Origin of the sequence: Zobellia roscoffensis, assembly GCF_015330165.1 — a bacterium.
GTDB lineage: Bacteria > Bacteroidota > Bacteroidia > Flavobacteriales > Flavobacteriaceae > Zobellia > Zobellia roscoffensis.
In genome coordinates this window covers 782,703-803,431 of sequence record NZ_JADDXT010000002.1, presented here as the reverse complement: position 1 = coordinate 803,431, position 20,729 = coordinate 782,703, and the positions used below count along the sequence as shown (strand labels likewise).

Sequence of the window (20,729 nt, the reverse complement as noted above, 5' to 3'; positions counted from 1 at the left end):
TTTTTGCCTTCGCTCAATTCAGTTCATAGAAACCGATGTAGAATCAATCTCTTGTTCAGTATTAGTTTCTGTAGCCGGAATAGTTTGTTCTGGTGCGTTCGGGTCTGCCCAGACATCACCTTCTGGTGCTTTAGGGTTAGCCGGTGTAGTACCTTGAAAGCTCAGTACATAACTAGCAACCTGTGCAATCTCGGCAGGTTTTAAGTTTTGTTTCCATGCAATCATACCTTTACCATCACGACCACCTTCTGAAATGGTATGGAATACATTCTTAATTCCTCCGCCTAAAATCCAATTTTTATCGGTTAGGTTAGGTCCGATACCACCGCCACCATCAGTCATATGACAGGCAACACAGTTGCTTTCAAAAATGCTTTTACCCGCACTAATATCAGATGCGTCGGTAAGCAATTCTACTGTATTTGCATCAACAAGACCTTTAGCAGTTTTTTTGTATGCTTCTATTTCTAATTGAGCAGCAGCTACTTCTTGCTCATACTCTTGGTCTTGGGTGTAGTCATTAAATACATGAAACCGCAAGAGGTAAACGACACCAAATACGATTGATGCATAGAAAAGATATACCCACCATGGTGGTAAGTTGTTATCTAGTTCTCGAATACCATCATAATTATGGTCAAGAATAATTTCACCCTCTTTTTCAATAGGCTTAGAACCCAACATTTTTTGGTAGGTTTTTTGTCCCCATTCCCATTGAAAAGATTTGTTTTTCGCGGCTATATAACGTTCTTGGCCTTCTTTTGAAAGGGTTTGGAACATTACGTTTTCAATAGCTCTAGTAATTATCGCAATGACGATGAGCAAGAACAAAATGAATACAAGAAATACCTGCACCATTGGGTATTTTATAAAGGCCGGCAACTCTCCTGAATCAACGAAAAACTCCGTCAAACCAAATATTAAAAAGAAAATCAGTGGTATTTTAATCCACCAGGTTGATGTATTTTTCATAGGTCTAGGTTTTGTTGGTTATCTTCTTCCAAAGGCAATTCACTCACTTCTTTTATGTATGATTTTGAGGCGGTCACAACCCACCAGAATAGCAATGTGAAAAACACAAAGAAGATGAGTAATGATATCATGGGGTAGGTTGCTACACCATCAATAGTTTCCATATATCCTTTTACAAATTTGAACATGATGCTTAGTTTTTGTTATCTGATATTATTTCGCCTGTCTCTTTTATTTTAATGTCAGTACCTAGTCGTTGTAGGTATGCGATTAAGGCTACGATTTCTCTATCTCGCATTTCTACGAATTCTTCACCGTTTTCAGCTGCATATGTTTTATCAGCTTCATAGGTTTTTGCAAAATCGGGGTCAGTGTACAAGTTTTTCTCGATTTTTTCAGCTTGTACATCCATAAGGGCATCTGCATTAGCAATTTCTTCATCGGTATAGGGAACACCCAAGGTGACCATGGCTTCCATCTTACCTTGAATATTACTTCGGTCATGTTTATCGCGGACTAACCAGGCATAGGCAGGCATGATAGAGCCAGATGAGGTGCTTTGTGGGTCATACATGTGGTTCAAATGCCAGTTATCAGAATACTTTCCTCCAACTCTAAGTAAATCAGGTCCGGTACGTTTACTACCCCAAAGGAATGGGTGATCGTAGACAAATTCACCAGCTTTGGCATATTCGCCATAACGTTCTACCTCACTTCTAAAAGGGCGAACCATTTGCGAGTGACAGTTTACACAACCCTCACGAATGTACAGGTCACGACCTTCCAATTCTAAAGGAGTATAGGGTTTTACACTGGTAATGGTCGGTATGTTTGATTTGACCAAAAGAGTAGGTACAATCTGTATAATACCTCCAATTAAAATAGCCACGGTAGCCAAAATTGTTAATTGTATAGGCTTACGTTCTAACCAGGTATGGAAAGTTTCACCAACAGTTCTGTGTTTTGATACCCGAGTAAGTGCAGCAGCTTCAGCCAATTCATCTTCAATTGTACTACCAGAACGTACAGTACGAACTACATTGTAAATCATAACGCAGGCCCCAACAATATAGAGACTACCACCAATAGCGCGCATCCAATACATAGGCATTATTTCTACCACAGTTTCTAAGAAGTTACCATAGACCAATGTGCCATCTGGGTTGAATTCTTTCCACATTAATGCTTGAGTAAATCCGGCTACGTACATGGGTAAGGCGTATAGAATAATACCTAAAGTACCTATCCAGAAATGGAAGTTTGCCAAGCCAGTAGAGAACAGTTTGTTTTTTGTCATTCTTGGAACTAACCAGTAGATCATACCAAAAGTCATAAAACCATTCCATGCTAGAGCACCTACGTGTACGTGCGCAATAATCCAATCACTAAAGTGTGCAATTGCATTTACGTTTTTAAGAGAAAGCATTGGGCCTTCAAAAGTTGCCATACCATAACCAGTAATTGCAACCACCATAAATTTTAAAACAGGGTCTGTACGCACTTTATCCCAAGCGCCACGTAAAGTCAATAGACCGTTAATCATGCCGCCCCAAGATGGTGCCAAAAGCATGATAGAGAACGCTACACCTAAATTTTGAGCCCAATCTGGTAAGGAAGAATACAATAAGTGGTGTGGACCTGCCCAGATGTATATAAAAATCAATGACCAGAAATGAACAATGGATAGTCGATACGAATACACGGGTCTGTTTGCTGCTTTTGGTACGAAATAGTACATAAGACCTAAAAACGGAGTAGTTAGGAAAAATGCTACGGCATTATGCCCGTACCACCATTGTACCAATGCATCTTGAACACCCGCGTAAACCGAGTAACTTTTTAAAGCACTAACAGGTAATTCTATATTGTTGAAAATGTGTAATACGGCTACCGTAACGAAAGTCGCCAAGTAAAACCAGATGGCTACATAAAGATGACGTTGTCGCCTTTTAATCATAGTGCCAATAAGGTTCACACCAAAAGCAACCCAAACTATCGCAATAGCAATATCTATAGGCCATTCAAGTTCAGCATATTCTTTAGAGCTTGTGTACCCCAATGGTAGGGTTATGGCTGCCGCAACAATAATCAATTGCCACCCCCAAAAATTGAACTTACTTAGGAAATCACTATACATACGCGCCTTCAGTAGCCGTTGTGTAGAATAGTAAACACCTGCGTAAATGGCATTTCCTACGAATGCAAAAATTACTGCGTTGGTATGCAACGGACGTAATCGACCAAAACTCAACCACGATATACCGTCGGTTAAGTTGGGGAACATGAACATAAAGGCTAATAATAAGCCTACAGACATACCCACAATACCCCAAAACATGGTTGCATAGAGGAAATTTTTCACGATTTTGTTATCGTAATAAAACTGCTGTACTTCCATAATTATACTTGTTTATTTAGTTGGATTTTTTTTTGTAAAAAGGAGAACAGAGAAAAGAAATTAGAGAATAGACTCTTGATGCCTTTGCGAATGTTCAACATGTTTTATCATTAATTTGTTTTAGTACTTTTTAAAGGCTTGTATGTTCAATTAGTTTGAAATATTTTACTAACTACTAACTACTAACTACTAACTACTCTTTTCATCCTTAGTAGACTTCACGAGCTCATCTTCAAAAAGCATGCGCACGGATGGCGTATACGAATCGTCGTACTGACCGCTTTTAACCGAAACAATAAATGCTATGAAAAAAAGGACTGCAACAAAAATGCTGATAGCCAATAACACATAAATTACACTCATACCTACCTGAATTATGGTGTAAAACTACGGTGTGGTTATGCCATTAAATATGACTTATGTCAGGTTTTGGAGAATAGGTTAAAATTCTGCAAAATAAGAGTGTAATGATTTGATAAATAGAAGTGTGTAGGATGAATTTGTAAAAGGGAAAGATTGGATAAAGAAAAAGTTTATACTTTTTTTGTATTCTGATAAATGGAAATTAATGCAGCAATTATAATCAAGTTTTTGATGACGTACTGACCCAGGAGAGTAGGGGCGAACGGACTGCTAGTAAAAGAAATTTCACTTAAAAGCAATAAGGAGGTAAAGGTGCAAACCATATGGCCAAGAGTTACAATTACCGTTTGTTTTCTGTATAAATCCAAAAGAAGGAAAATACCGATACCAACTTCTAAAATAGCTAAGAGAATAATAGAGGTTTCTCTAGGAATAAGTCCCAAAGATAAAACACTGATGGTGTCTTTGGCCATTTCTTCTGCTGGACTGGCATTACTGAAAAATTTTAAACTACCAAACCATAAATAGACAATGCCTATTGAAGCCTGAAGTAATGAAGTTTTCTTGAAATGAGTTAAAAGCGTAGCAGTTTTTAAAGAAGGCATGTGAAATGAAAATCTTGTTTAGTCGGTTTTGGAACGTACAAACCTAAGTTTTTCTAGCGTTCAGCACAGTTTTTTAACACTTGTAAGAATAGTCCTTATCTTAGTGTCTATTGTAATTTCCTGCCAATAGCATTAGTTGCTATGGTAGCAAAACCTACAACGCTTATTGAGCTCAAGGGCATTAAAATAGCAGCAATTACAGGTTCTAGTTGTCCGGTAATGGCAAAATAAAGACCAATGAGGTTGTAAGTCAAGGATAAAACAAAACACAGTTTTATGACTTTCATAGCCTTCTTTGAGGCTATTATGTACTGCACCAATTGTTGGAATTTTGAAGCATCCATAATACCATCGCTGGCTGGGGAAAATACATTTATATTCTCCGAAATGGCCAGACCAACTTCTGCTTGTGCCAATGCACCCGCATCATTAAGCCCGTCGCCCACCATGAGTACTTTTTTGCCTTGTTCTTGTAGCGTTTTTATAAAATCTAATTTATGATGAGGTTTCTGGTTGAAATATAAGGGAGTTAATGATGGTAGTAATTTTTCCAAACGTTGCTTTTCGCCTTCGTTGTCACCAGATAGAATAGCTACATTAAAGTTTTTTGACATCGCCTTAAAAACTTCGGAAACTCCTTTTCGGTATTCATTATGAAAAACATATTTGCCTTTGTAAGTTGCGTTGCTACTTATGTGTACAGATGTGTTTAATGTATCGGCAGTATTCGTATTTCCTACAAAAGATGCGGATCCAGCTTTTATATGTTCATTGTCTTTGGTTCCTTCAACACCTTTGCCAATATGTTCTTCATATTCATCTAAAGTGAAGATGTTTTGTTCGGCCAATAGGCTGTATAATGTTCTGCTCAATGGATGATTAGATCCGCGTAGGGTATTTTTTAAAAGGGATGCCTCATTGTCCGTAAGTGGCATGCCTTCATAAGTGGCCGTACTTTTTTTTGCAGTTGTAATAGTTCCTGTTTTGTCAAAAATGGCGGTATCTATTTGGGCCAGTTGTTCTATGGTTCGGGTGTCTTTTAAGTAAAATTTCTTTCGCCCAAAAATGCGGAGCATATTGCCTAGCGTAAAAGGTGATGCCAATGCAATAGCACAAGGACAGGCAATGATTAATACTGCTGTAAAAACGTTTAAGGCCTTGCTCGGGTCATAATACAACCAAAATGCTGCCGATAAAAAAGCAATGGAAAGTACCGCAATGGTAAACCTCCGACCAATACTATCGGTCAAAGTTTGAAACTTACTGGCTTTGTCTTCCTGAAAAACACTGTTTCCCCATAATTGGGTGAGGTAACTTTGTGAAACTGATTTTAAGGCTTCCATTTCTATAGCACCTTGCAGCTGTTTTCCTCCTGCAAATACTTTGTCTCCTGACTCTTTTTTGACGGGTTCAGATTCCCCCGTAACAAAGCTATAATCAATACGTGCTTGTCCAGTTATGAGAATACCATCAACTGGAATCAATTCTTCGTTACGAATTAGTAATCGGTCACCTTTCTTTATATCATGAACCTGGGTGGTTTCTTCTTTTCCTTCTTTTGAAATTCGAGTTATAGCAATAGGAAAATAGGATTTATAATCACGTTCGAATGATAGAAAAGAATAGGTTTTCTGCTGAAAGAACTTTCCTAAGAGCAGAAAGAATATTAATCCCGTTAGGGAGTCGAAAAAACCGCTTCCCCAACCAAAAGATATTTCTAAAGTACTACGCACAAAGAGAACCAAAATTCCCAAAGCAATAGGAACATCAATATTTAATAGTTTACTGCGGAGCCCTTTGTAAGCCGAAATAAAATAATCTCTGCCCGCATAAAGGAGAACGGGTAGCGAAAATAAAAACATGAGCCAGTGAAAAACCGGTTCGTATCTATTGAGCCAAAATTCGCCGCCGGATGTGTCGCTAGAAGAGAGGTCGAAATAATCTGGAAATGATAAAAACATAACATTACCAAAAGCAAAACCTGCAACACCTAGTTTATAAATAAGGCTGCGGTCAATACTTTTCTTCTTGTTATCAAAATCATCTAATGAAATATTGGGTTCATAACCTATTCTTGCTAAAAGAATGACTACTTCCTTTAAGGAAATGTTTGTGCTGTTATATGTAATTCTGACTGTTTTTTTTGGAAAATCAACCTGTCCGTTTTTTATAGACGGATTTAGTTTATTAAGGTTCTCAAGTATCCAAATACAAGAACTACAATGAATATGCGGTATGTAGAGATTTACAATTTGTAAGTCCCCGTCATTGAACTCAATAAGGCGTTCGACAATTGGTGTTGAATCCAAAAAATCGTATCTTCCTTCAACGATTTTTGGTGTGGCACCAGCAGCTGATTGTAGGTCATAATAATAGTCTAAATCATTACCCGAAAAAATTTCATAAACGGTTTTACAACCATTACAGCAGAAATTTTTATCGTCTAGAACTATGGCTTTTGTGCCGCAGTCGTCACCACAATGGAAACAATTGTTAGAGTTCATTTTTACATTTGCTAATACCTTGTACAAAGGTGCAAAGGGTATGAGTTTAAAAACATGACAATTGTCAGGTTTTGTGTAATTTATGAGCGGTATCTTTGTAGTGTCAGGTATAAATAATAGAGTTATGAACAGCAGATGTGAAAATTGTATAATACGGCAATTCAATTCGTTACGAGCTATGAGCAAGGAAGAATTGAAGAGAGTATCCGATTCTAAAATCTCCAAAACACTTAAAAAAGGCGAAGCGCTTTTTCAGGAAGGGGAAAAGTTAGACGGTGTTTTTTGTGTTCGAGACGGAGTTTCTAAATTATCTAAGCTAAGCGCAAATGGTAAAGACCAGATTGTAAAATTGGCTAGTAAAGGAGAGGTTATGGGACAACGTGCAGTTATTGCTGAAGAATCTACCAATTTAAGTGCTATAGCGGTTAGTGATATGGAAGTTTGCTTTATTCCCAAAGAGGTTATTTCTAATACACTTGAATGCAATCCTAATTTTGCTGTTGAAGTTTTAAGGCATATGGCACATGACTTGAAAGAGGCAGATGACGTTATTGTTAACATGTCTCAAAAAACGGTGAAGCAACGTATGGCTGAAGCCTTTTTATACCTTAAAAAGAATTATGGAGAGGATAGTGAGGGTTTTTTAACGCTGACCTTATCAAGGGAAGATTACTCTAATGTAGTGGGTACGGCAACGGAATCGTGTATTCGGATTATTTCTGAATTCAAGAAAAAAGGATTGATTAGAACTTCTGGAAAGAGAATAGGCGTTGCAGACGAACGAAAACTTTTAGATCTAATTGAAGGTTTTTAGACGCCCTGTTTTCAAAAACTGATATATGTCATAGTTTGCCCATAGGTTTGGTTCTACTTTTACCCTTGAAGATTTCAATAAAAAAGTAGATGAAGAATATATTACTGCCTACCGATTTTTCAGAAAATGCGTGGAACGCGGCACGCTATGCACTAGAACTTTTTAAGAATGAAAGCTGTACTTTTTTCGTATTAAACACGTACACTCCCCACATTGCTCATAGCAGGTTCATGGCAACAAATGTGGCCTCCGGAATGTTGGAAGATGCTGCACGGAGCCAGTCTGAAGAGGGTCTCGCCAATTTCATTTCACGAATTCATATCCAATATAAAAACCCCAAACATAAGTTTACTGCCATATCTTCTTTTTCTATGCTGGTAGATGAGGTTAGAGAAGTTGTAGATGACTATGAAATAGACTTGGTCATTGCTGGGACAAAAGGTGCATCGGGGCTAGAAGAGGTGTTTATGGGGAGCAATGCGGTTCGTATTATAAAAGCCGTAAAGAAATGCCCAGTGCTTGCCGTTCCTCAGAATTTTAAATTTCAGACACCAGATGAAATTGCTTTCGCTACAGATTTTAATCGGTTTTATACAGAATCAGAACTTAAGCCATTGCTAGATATGGCTCTTACTTTTAATGCGGTCATTAGAATAGTGCACGTGCAACACACCATTTCGGCATTAACAGAATTACAGAAATTTAATTTGAGCATGTTGAGGAAATATTTAAAAGAGGTTGAGCATTATATACATACGGTTTCCGAATTGAACTCAATTTCTAAAACGCTTGAAGTCTTTAGTGATGAATTGGATATTCATTTATTGGCCATGCTGCATTATCAACATAGTTATATGGAAAATATAACTAGAGAGCTTGTAGTTAAACGAGTGGCTTTTCATACACAGATTCCTTTATTGGTGATACCTGAATTAGGTATGTCCGGTTCTTCAAAAAACAAAAAGGAACACGGTGCTTTTATTTCTGAATAGACTGGTTTTAAACAATAATCAAGATTAAATGCTCCAAGACTAGCCTTGAAATCAAAGTGTATTTCTTTTAATACCGCTTAGGCTTGCCCTGAGGTAGTTTATTAGATATAATCCTAGTTTTTTTATTGAGGCATAATTATATGTTATATTTCTAAAGATAAAAAAGATACTCTGCTGGTTCTTCTTATTTTTGCAGAAAAAATAAGGGATGAACCTTCCAAATACAGGTCAAAAAAGATTAGTGATTATTGGTGGCGGTTTCGCCGGAGTATCATTGGCAAAAAAACTCAGTGAGATTGATTTACAAATTGTTTTACTGGATAGGCATAACTATCATACATTTCAGCCCTTACTATATCAAGTTTCTACAAGTGGTCTAGAACCAGATTCCATTGCGTATCCCATCCGTAAAGTGTTGAAACATTTAGAGAATTTCTATTTTAGACTGGCTAATGTTGAACGTATTGATCCGGAACAACAAGTAATTTTTACGGATACGGGTAATCTTGAATATGACTATTTGGTTTTGGCTACAGGCACAAAAACTAACTTCTTTGGCAATCAACAAATAGCCCAACATGCTATGCCTATGAAAAGCGTGCCGCAAGCCTTGGATATTAGAAGTTTAATGTTGCAGAATTTTGAGAAAGCAGATGATTGTCAAGACCCTGTTGAGCGTAAGGCATTGCTTAATTTTTGTATCATAGGAGCTGGGCCTACGGGTGTGGAACTTTCTGGAGCGTTCGCAGAACTTAAGAATAACGTTTTTCCCAAAGATTATAGACATCTGAATGTAGATGAAATGGAAATTAATTTATTTGAGGGCGGCCCCAGAGTATTACCGCCTATGAGTGAAAATGCTTCTAAAAAGGCCATGGGTTTTCTAGAAGACTTGGGAGTTCGCGTTCATCTTAATGCCATTGCTAGTAATTATGATGGAGAACAAGTTACTTTAAAGGATGGAAGTGTATTAAAGACCAAAAATTTTATTTGGACAGCAGGGGTTACCGGTGCGGCCATAGAGGGTTTTGCTTCGCATATATTAGTAGAGCGTTTAAACCGGTATAAAGTAAACCGTTTTAACCAAGTAGAAGGCTATAACACGGTTTTTGCTATTGGCGATATTGCATATATGGAGACTGAGGATTTTCCTAGAGGTCACCCGCAGGTAGCGCAACCTGCAATTCAACAAGGAGAACTTCTAGCCAATAATTTAGAGAAGTTATTAGAGGGTAAAGAAATGAAACCTTTTACTTACGTAGATAAAGGTACCATGGCTACTATTGGTAGAAATAAGGCCGTTGCCGATATTAAAAAGCTGAAATTTGGTGGTTTCTTTGCCTGGTTTATTTGGATGTTCGTTCACCTAATGGCACTTGTAGGTTTCAGAAACAAAGTAATTGTTTTCTTTAACTGGGCCTATAACTATATCAATTATGATAAAGCGGCACGCCTCATATTAAGAAGGTTCACTCCAAGAACATAGTTTAGCAATACAGATAGCAATTAATTAAAATGCTTTAGTATCTTTGCCTTGTTGTGTTGTGACCCAGAACCTACATAGGTTTGGGCCAATGAAAGGCTTTCCATGTTGGAAGGCTTTTTTTTATGCACACCATGTCTTTATAAGTTCAAATTACTTAGGTAGATAGGTGCTAGTAAGAAGTTATATAACGACTAATCTCTTCTTCTAATAATTATGGATTAGATTTTTTGAAGTTGACGCTCAAGTAAACTCTGTTGGTTGTGATTTGAGGTTACCTTCTTCTGGATTGACATCCAAGCTTTTTTAGCTTTTTCCGCTTTTACCTGATAGTTGTTCTTTGTCATGGTATAGGGTTTTAGTTAGGTTTTGTAGTTTTAGGCATCTCATTTTCATAAGATTAACTACATTCCAAACTTACAGTAAATTGATTTATTTTCATCGATGAAATACGTTATTAAAACGTTTTTTCCATTTTAAGAATTTTGTTCTGTTCAGATAATTTCATCCATTTTAAAAAAGGGTCAAATATGAGATATCGATAAAAAATCTGTAATTTTAAGGGAGACTTAGAAGAAAAATTCAATGCCACTATATCATAAACTAGGAAATTTCCCGCAAAAGCGACATACTATTTTCAAAAAGAAGGATGGGACTCTACATTACGAACAACTTTTTGGAACCATAGGGTTTGATGGTATGTCATCTTTACTTTATCATTTACATAGACCTACACAAGTAAAGGAAGTAGGTAAAGTGTTGGATATGGCTCCTAGGGCAGCGGTTGAGTATAATATAAAATCGAGACTACTTAAGGGTTTTCAGGTAACTCCTGAAGATGATTACTTGCAAAGTAGGAAAACGGTACTTTTTAATAGTGATGTGCATGTGGGACTTGCCGCTCCCAAAAAATCGCTTACTGAGTATTTTTACAAGAATACAGATGCAGATGAGCTTTTGTTTGTTCATAAAGGTTCAGGTACTTTAAAGACTTTTTTAGGGGAAATTCCTTTTGAATATGGCGATTATCTAGTGATTCCCCGAGGGATGATTTATCAGGTTGAATTTGATACTGAAGACAACCGATTGTTAATTACCGAAAGCTACCATCCAATATATACACCAAAGCGCTATCGCAACTGGTTTGGACAACACTTAGAACATTCTCCTTTTTGCGAGCGTGATTTTAAATTGCCACAAAATCTCCAAACGTATGATGAAAAGGGGGAGTTTTTAATGAAGGTGAAGAAGCAAGGACAGCTGCATCACTTGGTGTATGCTACGCATCCTTTTGATGTGGTGGGTTGGGATGGCTATAATTTTCCTTATGGTTTTTCGATTCACAATTTTGAACCGATTACGGGGCGTGTACATCAACCGCCACCGGTACACCAGACTTTTGAGACCAGTGCTTTTGTGGTGTGTTCGTTTTGCCCAAGGTTATATGATTATCATCCGCAGTCTATTCCGGCGCCTTACAATCATTCCAATATAGATTCTGATGAGGTTCTATATTATGTGGATGGTGATTTTATGAGTCGAAAAGGTATAGATGAAGGTTATATTTCTTTGCATCCGGCAGGTATTCCTCATGGTCCACATCCAGGTACGTACGAAGCAAGTATCGGTAAAAGTAAGACCGAAGAACTTGCAGTTATGATTGATACGTTTAAGCCATTAAAGTTAACACAACAAGCCATGGATATTGATGATGGCAAGTATTACAAAAGTTGGCTTGAGTAATATCTTATAGCTGTTATCTTTTTGCTAAAGCCCATGCTTCCCTTAGGGTTTATAGGTACTTTTGGGAAAAGAAAAGAGACAAATGATTTTTGATTTAATAAAAAATAGACGTTCGGTTTTTCCAGCACAGTATAACGATAAACCCATAGCAAAAGCGGATATAGAAAAAATATTGGAAGCTGCTAATTGGGCGCCTACACATAAGAAAACGGAACCTTGGAGATTTCGAGTATTACAGGGTGAATCTCAAGAGAAATTAGGGCTTTTTCTTTCTTTGAAATATTTAGAGAATGACCCGAACCCTAAGGAATTCAAAGCCAAAAAATTGATAGAAAACCCTAAACGTGCAGGGGCAATTATTGCTATTTGTATGCAAAGAGACCCTGCCCAAAGTGTTCCTGAATGGGAAGAAGTAGCTGCTACGGCAATGGCCGTTCAGAACATGTGGCTCTGCTGTACAGATATGGGCATAGGTTCTTATTGGAGCTCTCCCGGACTTATAAAGCACATGCACGATTTCTTTGAGATGAATAACGGCGAAGCCTGTTTGGGCTTTTTTTACATGGGCTATACAGATGAACCCATTCCTGAAGGGGAGCGAACACCCATTGCGGATAAAGTAGTTTGGATGGACTAGCCAATGCACTAGTTCTTATTCCATTTTATAGGTGAAAGTGCCTCCTCCTTGCTTTAGGTACATGGTTTTGTTTTCAGGTTCAAACTCAAGACGAACGCCTGCTAAGTAAAATTCGAAAGCGTGTTTCTCTACAGCTTCCAAGGGAAATGAAGATTGACCAGTGGCTTGTGCCATAAGGGTGCCGTCGTTTTGAGTAATCGTAACCTTAAGTTTTTTCTGCCTACTAGCATATGTGCCAAGGTATTGTTCCAGGTCTTTTGGTGTGACTGTGACCGTATTGAAATTAGGTAGACGGAAAGATTTGCCGTAGTACGCGGCCAAAATTGCAATAAGGATGTCATTGTTGCCATAACGGCTACCGTTTGATGTAATTGCAACTGATATTTCGTCCTTGGGAAAACATGCCAGTTGAGACGTAAAACCATCAATTCCTCCATTGTGGCCAAATCCTTTTTTATCAAAATAAGGCATCTGAAACGACCCCATACCATAGCCTTCGGTGAATGTGGTCATTTGCTTTAAGCTATTTTTAGAAATTAATTTACCTTTAAAAAGAGCGGTTGCAAAGGTGTTTAAATCTATAGGTGTACTTACAATAGCTCCTGCGCCCAAGGGAATGGACATATCCGTTTCAAAAGATTTGTTCCAATTGGTGTCGTAGTTATAGGAATACGCTTCGTTGTTTGTTGGGGCTATGCTTGAACCCACATACGTGTTGCTTAATTTTAAAGGAACCGTTATTCGGTCTTTAATTAAATTGGCATAGTTGTCTTTGAAAACATCTTCTAAAATAAAGGTCAACAGAACATAGTTAGAGTTACTATATTCAGCTTTACTATTTGGAGTAAAAACACTTCCTCCTTGTTCTAATAACTCTAAAAGCTGTAGTCTCGTTTTTGGCTGCGTATTCCATAGAAGATAACTAGGTAGGCTTGTTACATTTATAATACCGCTGCGGTGGTTGAGTAAATTTCCAATAGTAATGTCAGATGCATTTTTAACTGTCGGAAAGAAGTCTGCCAAAGGTTGGTCTAAAGAAATTTTATTTTCTTCAACAGCCATAAAAGTGAGAGTTGAAGTGAACATTTTACTAATGGAACCTACTCTAAATTTAGTGCTTGTGTTTATCTTTTGTTTCGTTTCTATATTGACATAACCAATGGTTTTGCTGTAAATAGTTTTTCCATTTTTAGATAGGGCAACACTGCCCATAAACCGGTCATGGGTTTCTAGGGTTGTAAAAAGGCCATCAATTTTAGCGGTATCAAATTCTTGAGAAAAAACCGAACCGGTAATTAGTAAAATTAAGAATGATACAAGTGCTGATTTTTTCATGAAGATCATAGTTTAGTGTAGAAAAGGAAATAACTCTAATCGGTGGTCCCACGCTTTCCCAATGAATAGCCCCAAAAAGATAATGGCAATCAAAAACTTCATAAAAGTACCTGTCAAGAAGCCTAAAAAGGAACCAAACGCTGCTTTGGTCGCTGTTTTGCCATCGGCTTTATTCAATAGCTCACCTACTAACGCTCCAACAAATGGCCATACAACAATACCAAACGGACCTAAAACAGGAAAGAAAAGTGCAACCAAGAGCCCTATAGTGGTTCCGATTACCCCATACTTTGTACCTCCAAATTTCTTGGTTCCCATAGCCGGTATTACATAATCGAACCCAAAAACAAGAAGCGCTAGCGCTGCAGTTATACCTAAGAATACCCAATCTTGCGGTATTGCTTTCGTAAGATGTAGCAATAATAGTCCTACCCAGCTAATTGGTGGGCCGGGGAGTATGGGTAAGAAGCTACCAAAAATACCAACGAGCATTAAAACAAAACCAAAAACGAGCAAAACTATATCCATTCCAATAATTTTCTATGGGACGAAGATAATTACATTTTGTTACAGGTTCTTCTCTAGAAATGAAATTACATTTCAAGCTATACTGACTATCAGTTGATTAATTTTTAAACTAAAAAAATAGTTTAAACTAAATTTTTAGTTATATTTGTTTCATAGTTAAACTAAACACTTAGTTAAATGAAGCAGTTAACAAAGGCAGAAGAAGAAGTAATGCAGCAATTATGGCAACTAGAAAAGTGTAATGTAGCCGCTATTATAGAGCAGCTACCAGAGCCAAAACCGGCATATAATACCGTGTCTACTATTGTTAGAATTTTAGAAGGCAAAGGTTTTGTTGATCATGAGAAAGAGGGTAAGGGGTATCTCTATTTCCCTATTGTAAAGAAATCCGATTATAGCAATCAGAGTATTAATAAATTGGTTGATGGTTATTTTCAAGGGTCATTTAAAAGTATGGTTTCTTTCTTTATGAAGAAGAACGATATGAGCCTGACCGAATTGGAGTCTATTTTAAAGGATATTAAAAAGGATGAATAATGATACAATACGTTTTAGAATGCATCGCTTTTCAATTGGTTTTTCTAGTTATCTATGATTTTTTCTTAAAACGAGAAACCTTCTTTCAATGGAACCGTTTTTATCTTTTAAGCACGTTTTTGCTATCGCTCTTGCTGCCTTTTGTACAGATTGAAGCTTTTAAAACTACTGTGGAACAACCTTACATTGAATATGGAGAGGCGCTTTGGGGAGTTGATAATGCGGTTACTCTTAACCCTCAAGAAACTTCCGGGTTTGATATTTCATGGCAAATGGTCTTGTATGGATTGGGCGCGCTAGTTTCTACACTACTGTTGGTTCATAAGTTGCGCCAACTATATCTATTAAGGGCAAAAGGCGACAAGATTAGCTTTAAGGAATTCACCCAAATATTGGTTCTTAATAGTAACATTGCCTTCTCGTTTTTTAAATCCATTTTCATTGGAGATAAGGTTTCAAAAACGGATTACACCAATATTATAGCCCATGAGCTGGTTCATATAAAGCAAGGTCATTCTTGGGACTTGCTCTTCTTTGAGCTAATGCGTATTGTAGGTTGGTTTAATCCGCTAGTCTATGTCTATCAAAATAGAATTTCGGAATTGCACGAGTTCATCGCCGATGCAAAAGTGGCAAAACGAGACAGAAATGAGCAGTACCAACTGCTGTTATCTCAGGTTTTCCAAACACAAAATATATCATTCATCAATCACTTTTTTAAATCATCATTAATCAAAAAACGAATCGTCATGTTACAAAAAACGCAATCGAAGAAAGTTTGGCAATTAAAGTATTTACTGTTAGTGCCAATAATCTTAGGGATGCTTTTTTATACATCTTGTGTTGGAGAAAATTCATCGTTAACAAATCAGGTGATGGTTGTTGATGATATAAATAATTTATCGTCAAATCAAGATAAGAAATTATTTGATAAACTGGAGGAGTTATCTCTTACGGGGGAGTATTGGGAGTTTGTGTTGAAAGATGAAAATTCATCAATAGAGTATAAAAAAGCTAATAATGGGTCATATTTAGATTTGGACAATGGTAAGACGATTAATGCTACTATGACCATTATCTCCAACGCTCTATCAGAGAGAATAAATGAATTAAAAGAAGAGGTAGAATCTAAGGATTCACTAACCCAACTAGATAAAGGGCAATTAGCTCAAATGATTTATGAGTTATACCCTGATGGTGTTGAAGGGATTACCGGTAAAAAAGGGGCAATTATGTTCAAAGCGAATGATAATGAATTATCCCAAATGGAGAAGTATAATAAATTGGTAGCTGAAAGAAGCCGTTTATTAAAAAGTGCCGATGAGAGCAATCCTATTATAGTGAGTCTTGATCAGCAAATAAATGCTTTAAAAAGAGGTTTAGAAGCTAAAAAGGTTGAAAATCGTGTAATCCATCAAGACTCTGTTTTGGTTCCGTTTGCAGTCGTTGAAGAAGTTCCTGTTTTTCCAGGTTGTGAAAATGAAACGGATAAAAGAGAATGCTTTCAGAAAATGATGCAAAAGCACATTGGTAAAAACTTCAGATATCCTGAAGAAGCACAAGAAAAAGGAGTTCAAGGTAGGGTAAGTATTATGTTCACGATTAGTGAAGATGGCTCTATACAAAATGTAAAATTACGAGGGCCTGATAAATTGTTAGAAGATGAAGCTGCGCGTATAATTAGTTTATTACCTGAAATGACTGCTGGTAAACAAAAAGGTAAAGCGGTAAATGTGCCGTATTCTATTCCGATTACATTTAAGCTAAGGGATAAAGATGAAGTCTTTGCGCTTGCTTCAACTAAAGCTGATAAGCCTAAACAAAACAATTTAAATTTTAATTCGAAATACGATGCTGACCCTGTTTATTATGTAGATGGAGTGAAAAAATCGAAACTAGAAATTGGAATGATTCCACCTAGTGATATAGAATCTACTCATGTTTATAAAAAGGAAATGGCTATTATATTATATGGGGAAGAAGCTACAAACGGTGTGATAGTAATTACTTTGAAAAAGAAAGAATGAGAAAAAGTGTTGCAATCATACTCATTTTGCTATTTGCTAAAGTGCATTCGCAATCACAGTCGAATATAATTATTGCAGACAGTCTTTATGCTACAGGCAATTATACGAAAGCCATAAACCAATATGCCGAAGATGGTTCTATTGCGTCTAATTTACAGATTGCAAGAGCGTATAACTCCATTGGGAATTATGAAAAAGCCATAACGCAGTATCAAAATGTATTGTCTAAAGATGCAGGGCTCCAAATTGCACAATTTGAACTGGGGAAGCTTTATTTAAAAACGGATGACTTCACCAGTGCAGAATATCTTTTTTTAGAGTTGACGCAAGTTGCTGAAGATAACCCAGAATACCATTACTATTTAGGAGAGACTTTTCGCAAGCAAAAAAAAACTGAACATAGTTTATCGTCATACAAGAATGCCGTTGTAACAGATAGTACTCACTTAAGAAGTTTGTTTCAGTTGGGTAAGTATTACGTTGGCCAACGAAAAAAGGATTCAGCCTTGATTTTTATTGATTATGGACTCCGATTTTACGAAAACGACGTGGCGATGATAAACTTGAAAGCTTTAGCCTATTATAAAAATGATGAATACGTCAAAGCACTTCCTCATTTTGAAAGGCTTGAAGAGTTGGGAGAAGAGAACGAATATCTTTATGAAAAGCTAGCCTATTGCTATTTCAAAGATTGGGAGTTAAATAAGGCAAAAACCAACTATAAAAAAGTTTTAGAATGGAATGATGAAAATGCCGATGCTTATTATATGCTAGGTCAGGTGTTCAGCAAAGATAAACAGATAGATAGTGCGGAGTATTATATAAAGGAGTCCATTGCGGTTCAACAGCCCTTTCTGGTAAGAGAATATGTTGCTCTCGCGGGAATTGCCAGAAGCAAAGAAGATTTAAAATCTGCTTTGGAATATTATAAATTAGCTCATGAGGAAGACCCCGATGATGCGCTGGTCTATTACAACATTTGCACGGTGGCAGATCAGTATTATAAAGACCCTAAGGTTAAATTAAAGTATTACGAGAAATTTCAAGAAAGATTTGGTAATAAGAATGATTATATGTCTAAGATGGTGACCAAACGAATTTCCGAATTGAAAGAGGAAATCCACTTTAATGTAAAATAATTGGACTTTAATTTTTGATTCGCCTTTTTATTCAAAAATTACCTTTTTACAGTATTTTCCTTTCGCGAATAGCGATTCGTTGCACAAACTTGCACAAAAAATCGTAATTTCCCCCTAGAATTCAGGGCAATGCGAAACCTCACAATTTTATGTTTTTTGTTCTTGCTGACCGCATGCAATTGGTCGGCTTCAAGGGAAGAGAAAACCCAAGAATTGGTCAATAAAGAGATGTTAAGTATCGATTGGGAAGATGTGGACCAGTATCCGCTGTTTGCCGATTGTGACGAAACGGCTGCTAAACAGGAGCAAAAGCAATGTTTTATGGCTACGCTGCTGAAACACTTCTCCAAAACACTAGAAGAATCGGACTTTGTAGTGCAAGAAGCGGTAAAAGACACTATTTTTGTAGACTTTTTAATGGAAGCTTCAGGGGTTATTTCCCTTCAAAATATTGATAAAGGAACCATACCGGAAGACGAGCTTGCAGGGTTTGACGAACAGATTGAAAAAAGCCTTAATAATTTGCCCAAGATTGAACCTGCTTTAAAAAGAGGCATACCGGTAAGGGCAAAATTTAGAATTCCCATAGTACTCCAATAAAACACAACATTTGGCTACAGAAAAAATTATACTCGGTATTGATCCAGGTACTACCATTATGGGCTTCGGTCTTATAAAAGTGGTAGGCAAGAAAATGGAGTTCATACAGATGAACGAATTGATGCTCAAAAAATATGATGACCATTACGTAAAGTTAAAACTCATTTTTGAGCGTACCATAGAGCTAATCGATACCTATCACCCAGACGAAATTGCCATTGAAGCACCTTTTTTTGGGAAGAACGTACAGTCCATGCTAAAACTGGGGCGTGCACAAGGTGTAGCCATGGCGGCGGGACTTTCACGTGAAATTCCTATAACGGAATACCTGCCTAAAAAAATAAAGATGGCCATAACTGGTAATGGTAATGCCAGTAAAGAACAAGTCGCCAAAATGCTACAAAGTGTTCTCGGCTTAAAAACACTACCAAAAAACCTAGACAGCACAGATGGACTAGCCGCTGCAGTATGTCATTTCTATAACCAAGGTAGAGTGGAAGTAGGTAAAAACTATTCAGGTTGGGACGCTTTTGTAAAACAGAATGCGAAAAGGGTGAAGAAGTAGGATGGGATTAGTATTTAGTACTGAGTACAGGGTATTGAGATTTCAACGATGAAATATATAAATATGTAGAAGTTAGAAGTAGAGATAAAGTATAATAAATGAATAAAATCTCAGGTAAAGCATTTTTATAATGGGCGTTTTTTAACTTCTACTAACTACTAACTACTAACTACTAACTACTAACTACTAACTACTAACTACTAACTACTAACTACTAACTACTAACTACTAACTACTAACTACTAACTACTAACTACTAACTACTCAATACTAAAAATAATATGAGCGGCATCTACATTCACATTCCTTTTTGTAAGCAGGCTTGTCATTATTGCGACTTTCATTTCTCGACATCCATGGGGAAGAAAGAGGCTATGGTTTCAGCTTTGCAGCAAGAACTAATGATGCGAAAAGATGAGTTTAAAGACGAAGTGGTTGAGACTATTTACTTCGGTGGTGGTACACCCAGTGTATTGGAAACGGAAGAAATTCAGGCAATTATTAATTCGGTATATGACAATTATAAAGTTTCTGAGAATCCGGAAATCACGTTAGAAGCCAATCCGGATGATTTATCCGCAGAGAAAATAGTCGCCCTTTCAGAGAGTCCTGTCAATCGCTTAAGCATAGGTATTCAATCATTTTTTGAGGAGGATTTAAAATTGATGAACCGCGCCCACAATGCCCAAGAGGCAGAGAACTGTATTCAGGAAGCTACCACTTATTTCGACAATATTTCTATTGATTTAATTTACGGTGTACCAGACATGACTAATGAACGGTGGAAGGAGAACATCCAGAAAGCCCTTTCTTTTGGTATCCCTCATATTTCAAGTTATGCGCTTACCGTAGAGCCGCAAACGGCACTTGCCAGTTTTATAAAAAAAGGATTGATAAAAAATGTTGATGATGAGGTAGCTCAGGCGCATTTTTATATTTTGTCAGAAACCTTGGCGGCGGCTGGTTTTGAAAGTTATGAGATATCTAATTTTGGAAAACCTGGTTATTTCTCACGCAACAATACCGCCTACTGGCAACAGAAAAAATATATAGGTATTGGTCCGTCTGCACATTCCTATGATGGCATTCGCCGAGGCTGGAACATCAATAATAATCCCAAATATTTGAAAGCGATAGAACAGGGGGAACTTCCCATGGAAACGGAAGTCTTATCCGTTACGGATACCTATAATGAGTATGTTATGACCGGGCTACGGACCATTTGGGGCGTGTCGCTTTCTAGAATAGAGTCCGATTTCGGTAACAAATACCGGGAGTATGCTCTAATGCAGGCCGAAAATCATTTAAAAGACGAGTTGCTCCACATTGAAGGCGACACCCTGTTGACCACCAAAAAAGGACGTTTTTTAGCAGACGGACTCGCATCCGACCTTTTTATGGTAAATTTGCAGTAAATAGAGTAGAGAAAACGGGTGTGGAAGTAGAACACCCATAAAGGCCATTTTATTTTCCCCAAAAAACGGTCT

Annotated in this window: 20 protein-coding genes; 11 read left to right on the top strand and 9 right to left on the bottom strand. The window is 37.2% G+C overall.

The annotated features are described in order from the left end of the window. Positions 1–18: 18 nt before the first annotated feature. From IWC72_RS03440 to IWC72_RS03415, 6 genes are all read right to left on the bottom strand, one after another. Complete coding sequence (locus IWC72_RS03440; RefSeq protein WP_194528822.1) at positions 19–972, bottom strand: cbb3-type cytochrome c oxidase N-terminal domain-containing protein; 954 nt, start codon at positions 970–972, stop codon at positions 19–21. After that, positions 969–1,160, bottom strand: a complete 192-nt coding sequence (locus IWC72_RS03435) for a CcoQ/FixQ family Cbb3-type cytochrome c oxidase assembly chaperone (RefSeq protein WP_194524846.1) — start codon at positions 1,158–1,160, stop codon at positions 969–971. Before IWC72_RS03435 ends, IWC72_RS03440 begins: the two co-directional genes overlap by 4 nt. 5 nt (positions 1,161–1,165) lie before the next feature. Continuing rightward, positions 1,166–3,370 carry a cytochrome-c oxidase, cbb3-type subunit I gene (gene ccoN / locus IWC72_RS03430; RefSeq protein WP_194528821.1) on the bottom strand — a complete coding sequence of 735 codons (2,205 nt, stop codon included), beginning with the start codon at positions 3,368–3,370 and terminating at the stop codon, positions 1,166–1,168. A gap of 189 nt (positions 3,371–3,559) precedes the next feature. Next, positions 3,560–3,733, bottom strand: coding sequence for a cbb3-type cytochrome oxidase assembly protein CcoS (ccoS, locus tag IWC72_RS03425; RefSeq protein ID WP_194528820.1), 174 nt, complete (start codon positions 3,731–3,733; stop codon positions 3,560–3,562). Positions 3,734–3,903: 170 nt separating this feature from the next. Then, the gene (locus IWC72_RS03420; RefSeq protein ID WP_194524843.1) at positions 3,904–4,338 is read right to left on the bottom strand and encodes a DoxX family membrane protein; all 435 of its coding nucleotides are present in this window, start codon (positions 4,336–4,338) and stop codon (positions 3,904–3,906) included. Positions 4,339–4,445: 107 nt separating this feature from the next. Continuing rightward, positions 4,446–6,842, bottom strand: a complete 2,397-nt coding sequence (locus IWC72_RS03415; protein WP_194528819.1) for a heavy metal translocating P-type ATPase — start codon at positions 6,840–6,842, stop codon at positions 4,446–4,448. Between the two features lie 178 nt (positions 6,843–7,020). Between IWC72_RS03415 and IWC72_RS03410 the strand changes: the two genes are divergently transcribed. The 3 genes from IWC72_RS03410 to IWC72_RS03400 all read left to right on the top strand — a co-directional run bounded on the left by IWC72_RS03410 (position 7,021) and on the right by IWC72_RS03400 (position 10,134). Further along, entirely contained in the window at positions 7,021–7,656 is a 636-nt protein-coding gene (locus tag IWC72_RS03410; RefSeq protein ID WP_194524841.1) for a Crp/Fnr family transcriptional regulator, read from the top strand. Between the two features lie 89 nt (positions 7,657–7,745). Then, on the top strand, positions 7,746–8,648 hold the full coding sequence (locus IWC72_RS03405; RefSeq protein WP_194524840.1) for a universal stress protein: 903 nt from the start codon (positions 7,746–7,748) through the stop codon (positions 8,646–8,648). Positions 8,649–8,856: 208 nt separating this feature from the next. After that, a complete protein-coding gene (locus tag IWC72_RS03400) occupies positions 8,857–10,134 on the top strand; it encodes an NAD(P)/FAD-dependent oxidoreductase (protein WP_194524839.1) in 1,278 nt (425 codons plus the stop codon). A gap of 218 nt (positions 10,135–10,352) precedes the next feature. On the opposite strand, the gene IWC72_RS20360 is transcribed toward IWC72_RS03400, so the two are convergent. Beyond that, positions 10,353–10,478: a hypothetical protein gene (locus IWC72_RS20360; protein ID WP_262893475.1), complete on the bottom strand. Its 126-nt coding sequence runs from the start codon at positions 10,476–10,478 to the stop codon at positions 10,353–10,355. Positions 10,479–10,716: 238 nt separating this feature from the next. Between IWC72_RS20360 and IWC72_RS03395 the strand changes: the two genes are divergently transcribed. Together IWC72_RS03395 and IWC72_RS03390 are read left to right on the top strand one after the other, a co-directional pair. Further along, positions 10,717–11,874, top strand: coding sequence for a homogentisate 1,2-dioxygenase (locus IWC72_RS03395; protein ID WP_194528818.1), 1,158 nt, complete (start codon positions 10,717–10,719; stop codon positions 11,872–11,874). Positions 11,875–11,956: 82 nt separating this feature from the next. Beyond that, the gene (locus IWC72_RS03390) at positions 11,957–12,511 is read left to right on the top strand and encodes a nitroreductase family protein (protein WP_194528817.1); all 555 of its coding nucleotides are present in this window, start codon (positions 11,957–11,959) and stop codon (positions 12,509–12,511) included. A gap of 15 nt (positions 12,512–12,526) precedes the next feature. Here IWC72_RS03390 and IWC72_RS03385 read toward each other — a convergent pair whose 3' ends face one another. Together IWC72_RS03385 and IWC72_RS03380 are read right to left on the bottom strand one after the other, a co-directional pair. Then, positions 12,527–13,846, bottom strand: a complete 1,320-nt coding sequence (locus tag IWC72_RS03385; protein WP_194528816.1) for a serine hydrolase domain-containing protein — start codon at positions 13,844–13,846, stop codon at positions 12,527–12,529. 12 nt (positions 13,847–13,858) lie between these two features. Continuing rightward, entirely contained in the window at positions 13,859–14,374 is a 516-nt protein-coding gene (locus tag IWC72_RS03380) for a DUF456 domain-containing protein (RefSeq protein WP_194528815.1), read from the bottom strand. A gap of 177 nt (positions 14,375–14,551) precedes the next feature. On the opposite strand from IWC72_RS03380, the gene IWC72_RS03375 reads away from it, so the two are divergent. The 6 genes from IWC72_RS03375 to hemW all read left to right on the top strand — a co-directional run bounded on the left by IWC72_RS03375 (position 14,552) and on the right by hemW (position 20,657). Beyond that, positions 14,552–14,911, top strand: coding sequence for a BlaI/MecI/CopY family transcriptional regulator (locus IWC72_RS03375; protein WP_194524834.1), 360 nt, complete (start codon positions 14,552–14,554; stop codon positions 14,909–14,911). Beyond that, entirely contained in the window at positions 14,911–16,938 is a 2,028-nt protein-coding gene (locus IWC72_RS20235; protein WP_226979472.1) for a M56 family metallopeptidase, read from the top strand. The genes IWC72_RS03375 and IWC72_RS20235 overlap by 1 nt, the downstream gene beginning before the upstream one ends. Further along, positions 16,935–18,077 (top strand): tetratricopeptide repeat protein, encoded by a 1,143-nt coding sequence (locus IWC72_RS03360; RefSeq protein WP_194528814.1) that lies wholly within the window; start codon positions 16,935–16,937, stop codon positions 18,075–18,077. The genes IWC72_RS20235 and IWC72_RS03360 overlap by 4 nt, the downstream gene beginning before the upstream one ends. Positions 18,078–18,206: 129 nt before the next feature. Beyond that, entirely contained in the window at positions 18,207–18,677 is a 471-nt protein-coding gene (locus IWC72_RS03355) for a hypothetical protein (protein ID WP_194528813.1), read from the top strand. A 10-nt stretch (positions 18,678–18,687) separates the two neighbouring features. Beyond that, a complete protein-coding gene (ruvC, locus tag IWC72_RS03350; protein WP_194528812.1) occupies positions 18,688–19,242 on the top strand; it encodes a crossover junction endodeoxyribonuclease RuvC in 555 nt (184 codons plus the stop codon). A gap of 281 nt (positions 19,243–19,523) precedes the next feature. Beyond that, positions 19,524–20,657 carry a radical SAM family heme chaperone HemW gene (gene hemW, locus IWC72_RS03345; protein WP_194528811.1) on the top strand — a complete coding sequence of 378 codons (1,134 nt, stop codon included), beginning with the start codon at positions 19,524–19,526 and terminating at the stop codon, positions 20,655–20,657. Positions 20,658–20,729 lie beyond the last annotated feature (72 nt).

What these genes read in the sequence shown, in the direction of transcription:
- IWC72_RS03440 (WP_194528822.1), bottom strand. Translation starts at nt 972, where the DNA reads ATGAAAAATACATCAACCTGGTGGATTAAAATACCACTGATTTTCTTT.
- IWC72_RS03435 (WP_194524846.1), bottom strand. Translation starts at nt 1,160, where the DNA reads ATGTTCAAATTTGTAAAAGGATATATGGAAACTATTGATGGTGTAGCA.
- ccoN (WP_194528821.1), bottom strand. Translation starts at nt 3,370, where the DNA reads ATGGAAGTACAGCAGTTTTATTACGATAACAAAATCGTGAAAAATTTC.
- ccoS (WP_194528820.1), bottom strand. Translation starts at nt 3,733, where the DNA reads ATGAGTGTAATTTATGTGTTATTGGCTATCAGCATTTTTGTTGCAGTC.
- IWC72_RS03420 (WP_194524843.1), bottom strand. Translation starts at nt 4,338, where the DNA reads ATGCCTTCTTTAAAAACTGCTACGCTTTTAACTCATTTCAAGAAAACT.
- IWC72_RS03415 (WP_194528819.1), bottom strand. Translation starts at nt 6,842, where the DNA reads ATGAACTCTAACAATTGTTTCCATTGTGGTGACGACTGCGGCACAAAA.
- IWC72_RS03410 (WP_194524841.1), top strand. Translation starts at nt 7,021, where the DNA reads ATGAGCAAGGAAGAATTGAAGAGAGTATCCGATTCTAAAATCTCCAAA.
- IWC72_RS03405 (WP_194524840.1), top strand. Translation starts at nt 7,746, where the DNA reads ATGAAGAATATATTACTGCCTACCGATTTTTCAGAAAATGCGTGGAAC.
- IWC72_RS03400 (WP_194524839.1), top strand. Translation starts at nt 8,857, where the DNA reads ATGAACCTTCCAAATACAGGTCAAAAAAGATTAGTGATTATTGGTGGC.
- IWC72_RS20360 (WP_262893475.1), bottom strand. Translation starts at nt 10,478, where the DNA reads ATGACAAAGAACAACTATCAGGTAAAAGCGGAAAAAGCTAAAAAAGCT.
- IWC72_RS03395 (WP_194528818.1), top strand. Translation starts at nt 10,717, where the DNA reads ATGCCACTATATCATAAACTAGGAAATTTCCCGCAAAAGCGACATACT.
- IWC72_RS03390 (WP_194528817.1), top strand. Translation starts at nt 11,957, where the DNA reads ATGATTTTTGATTTAATAAAAAATAGACGTTCGGTTTTTCCAGCACAG.
- IWC72_RS03385 (WP_194528816.1), bottom strand. Translation starts at nt 13,846, where the DNA reads ATGAAAAAATCAGCACTTGTATCATTCTTAATTTTACTAATTACCGGT.
- IWC72_RS03380 (WP_194528815.1), bottom strand. Translation starts at nt 14,374, where the DNA reads ATGGATATAGTTTTGCTCGTTTTTGGTTTTGTTTTAATGCTCGTTGGT.
- IWC72_RS03375 (WP_194524834.1), top strand. Translation starts at nt 14,552, where the DNA reads ATGAAGCAGTTAACAAAGGCAGAAGAAGAAGTAATGCAGCAATTATGG.
- IWC72_RS20235 (WP_226979472.1), top strand. Translation starts at nt 14,911, where the DNA reads ATGATACAATACGTTTTAGAATGCATCGCTTTTCAATTGGTTTTTCTA.
- IWC72_RS03360 (WP_194528814.1), top strand. Translation starts at nt 16,935, where the DNA reads ATGAGAAAAAGTGTTGCAATCATACTCATTTTGCTATTTGCTAAAGTG.
- IWC72_RS03355 (WP_194528813.1), top strand. Translation starts at nt 18,207, where the DNA reads ATGCGAAACCTCACAATTTTATGTTTTTTGTTCTTGCTGACCGCATGC.
- hemW (WP_194528811.1), top strand. Translation starts at nt 19,524, where the DNA reads ATGAGCGGCATCTACATTCACATTCCTTTTTGTAAGCAGGCTTGTCAT.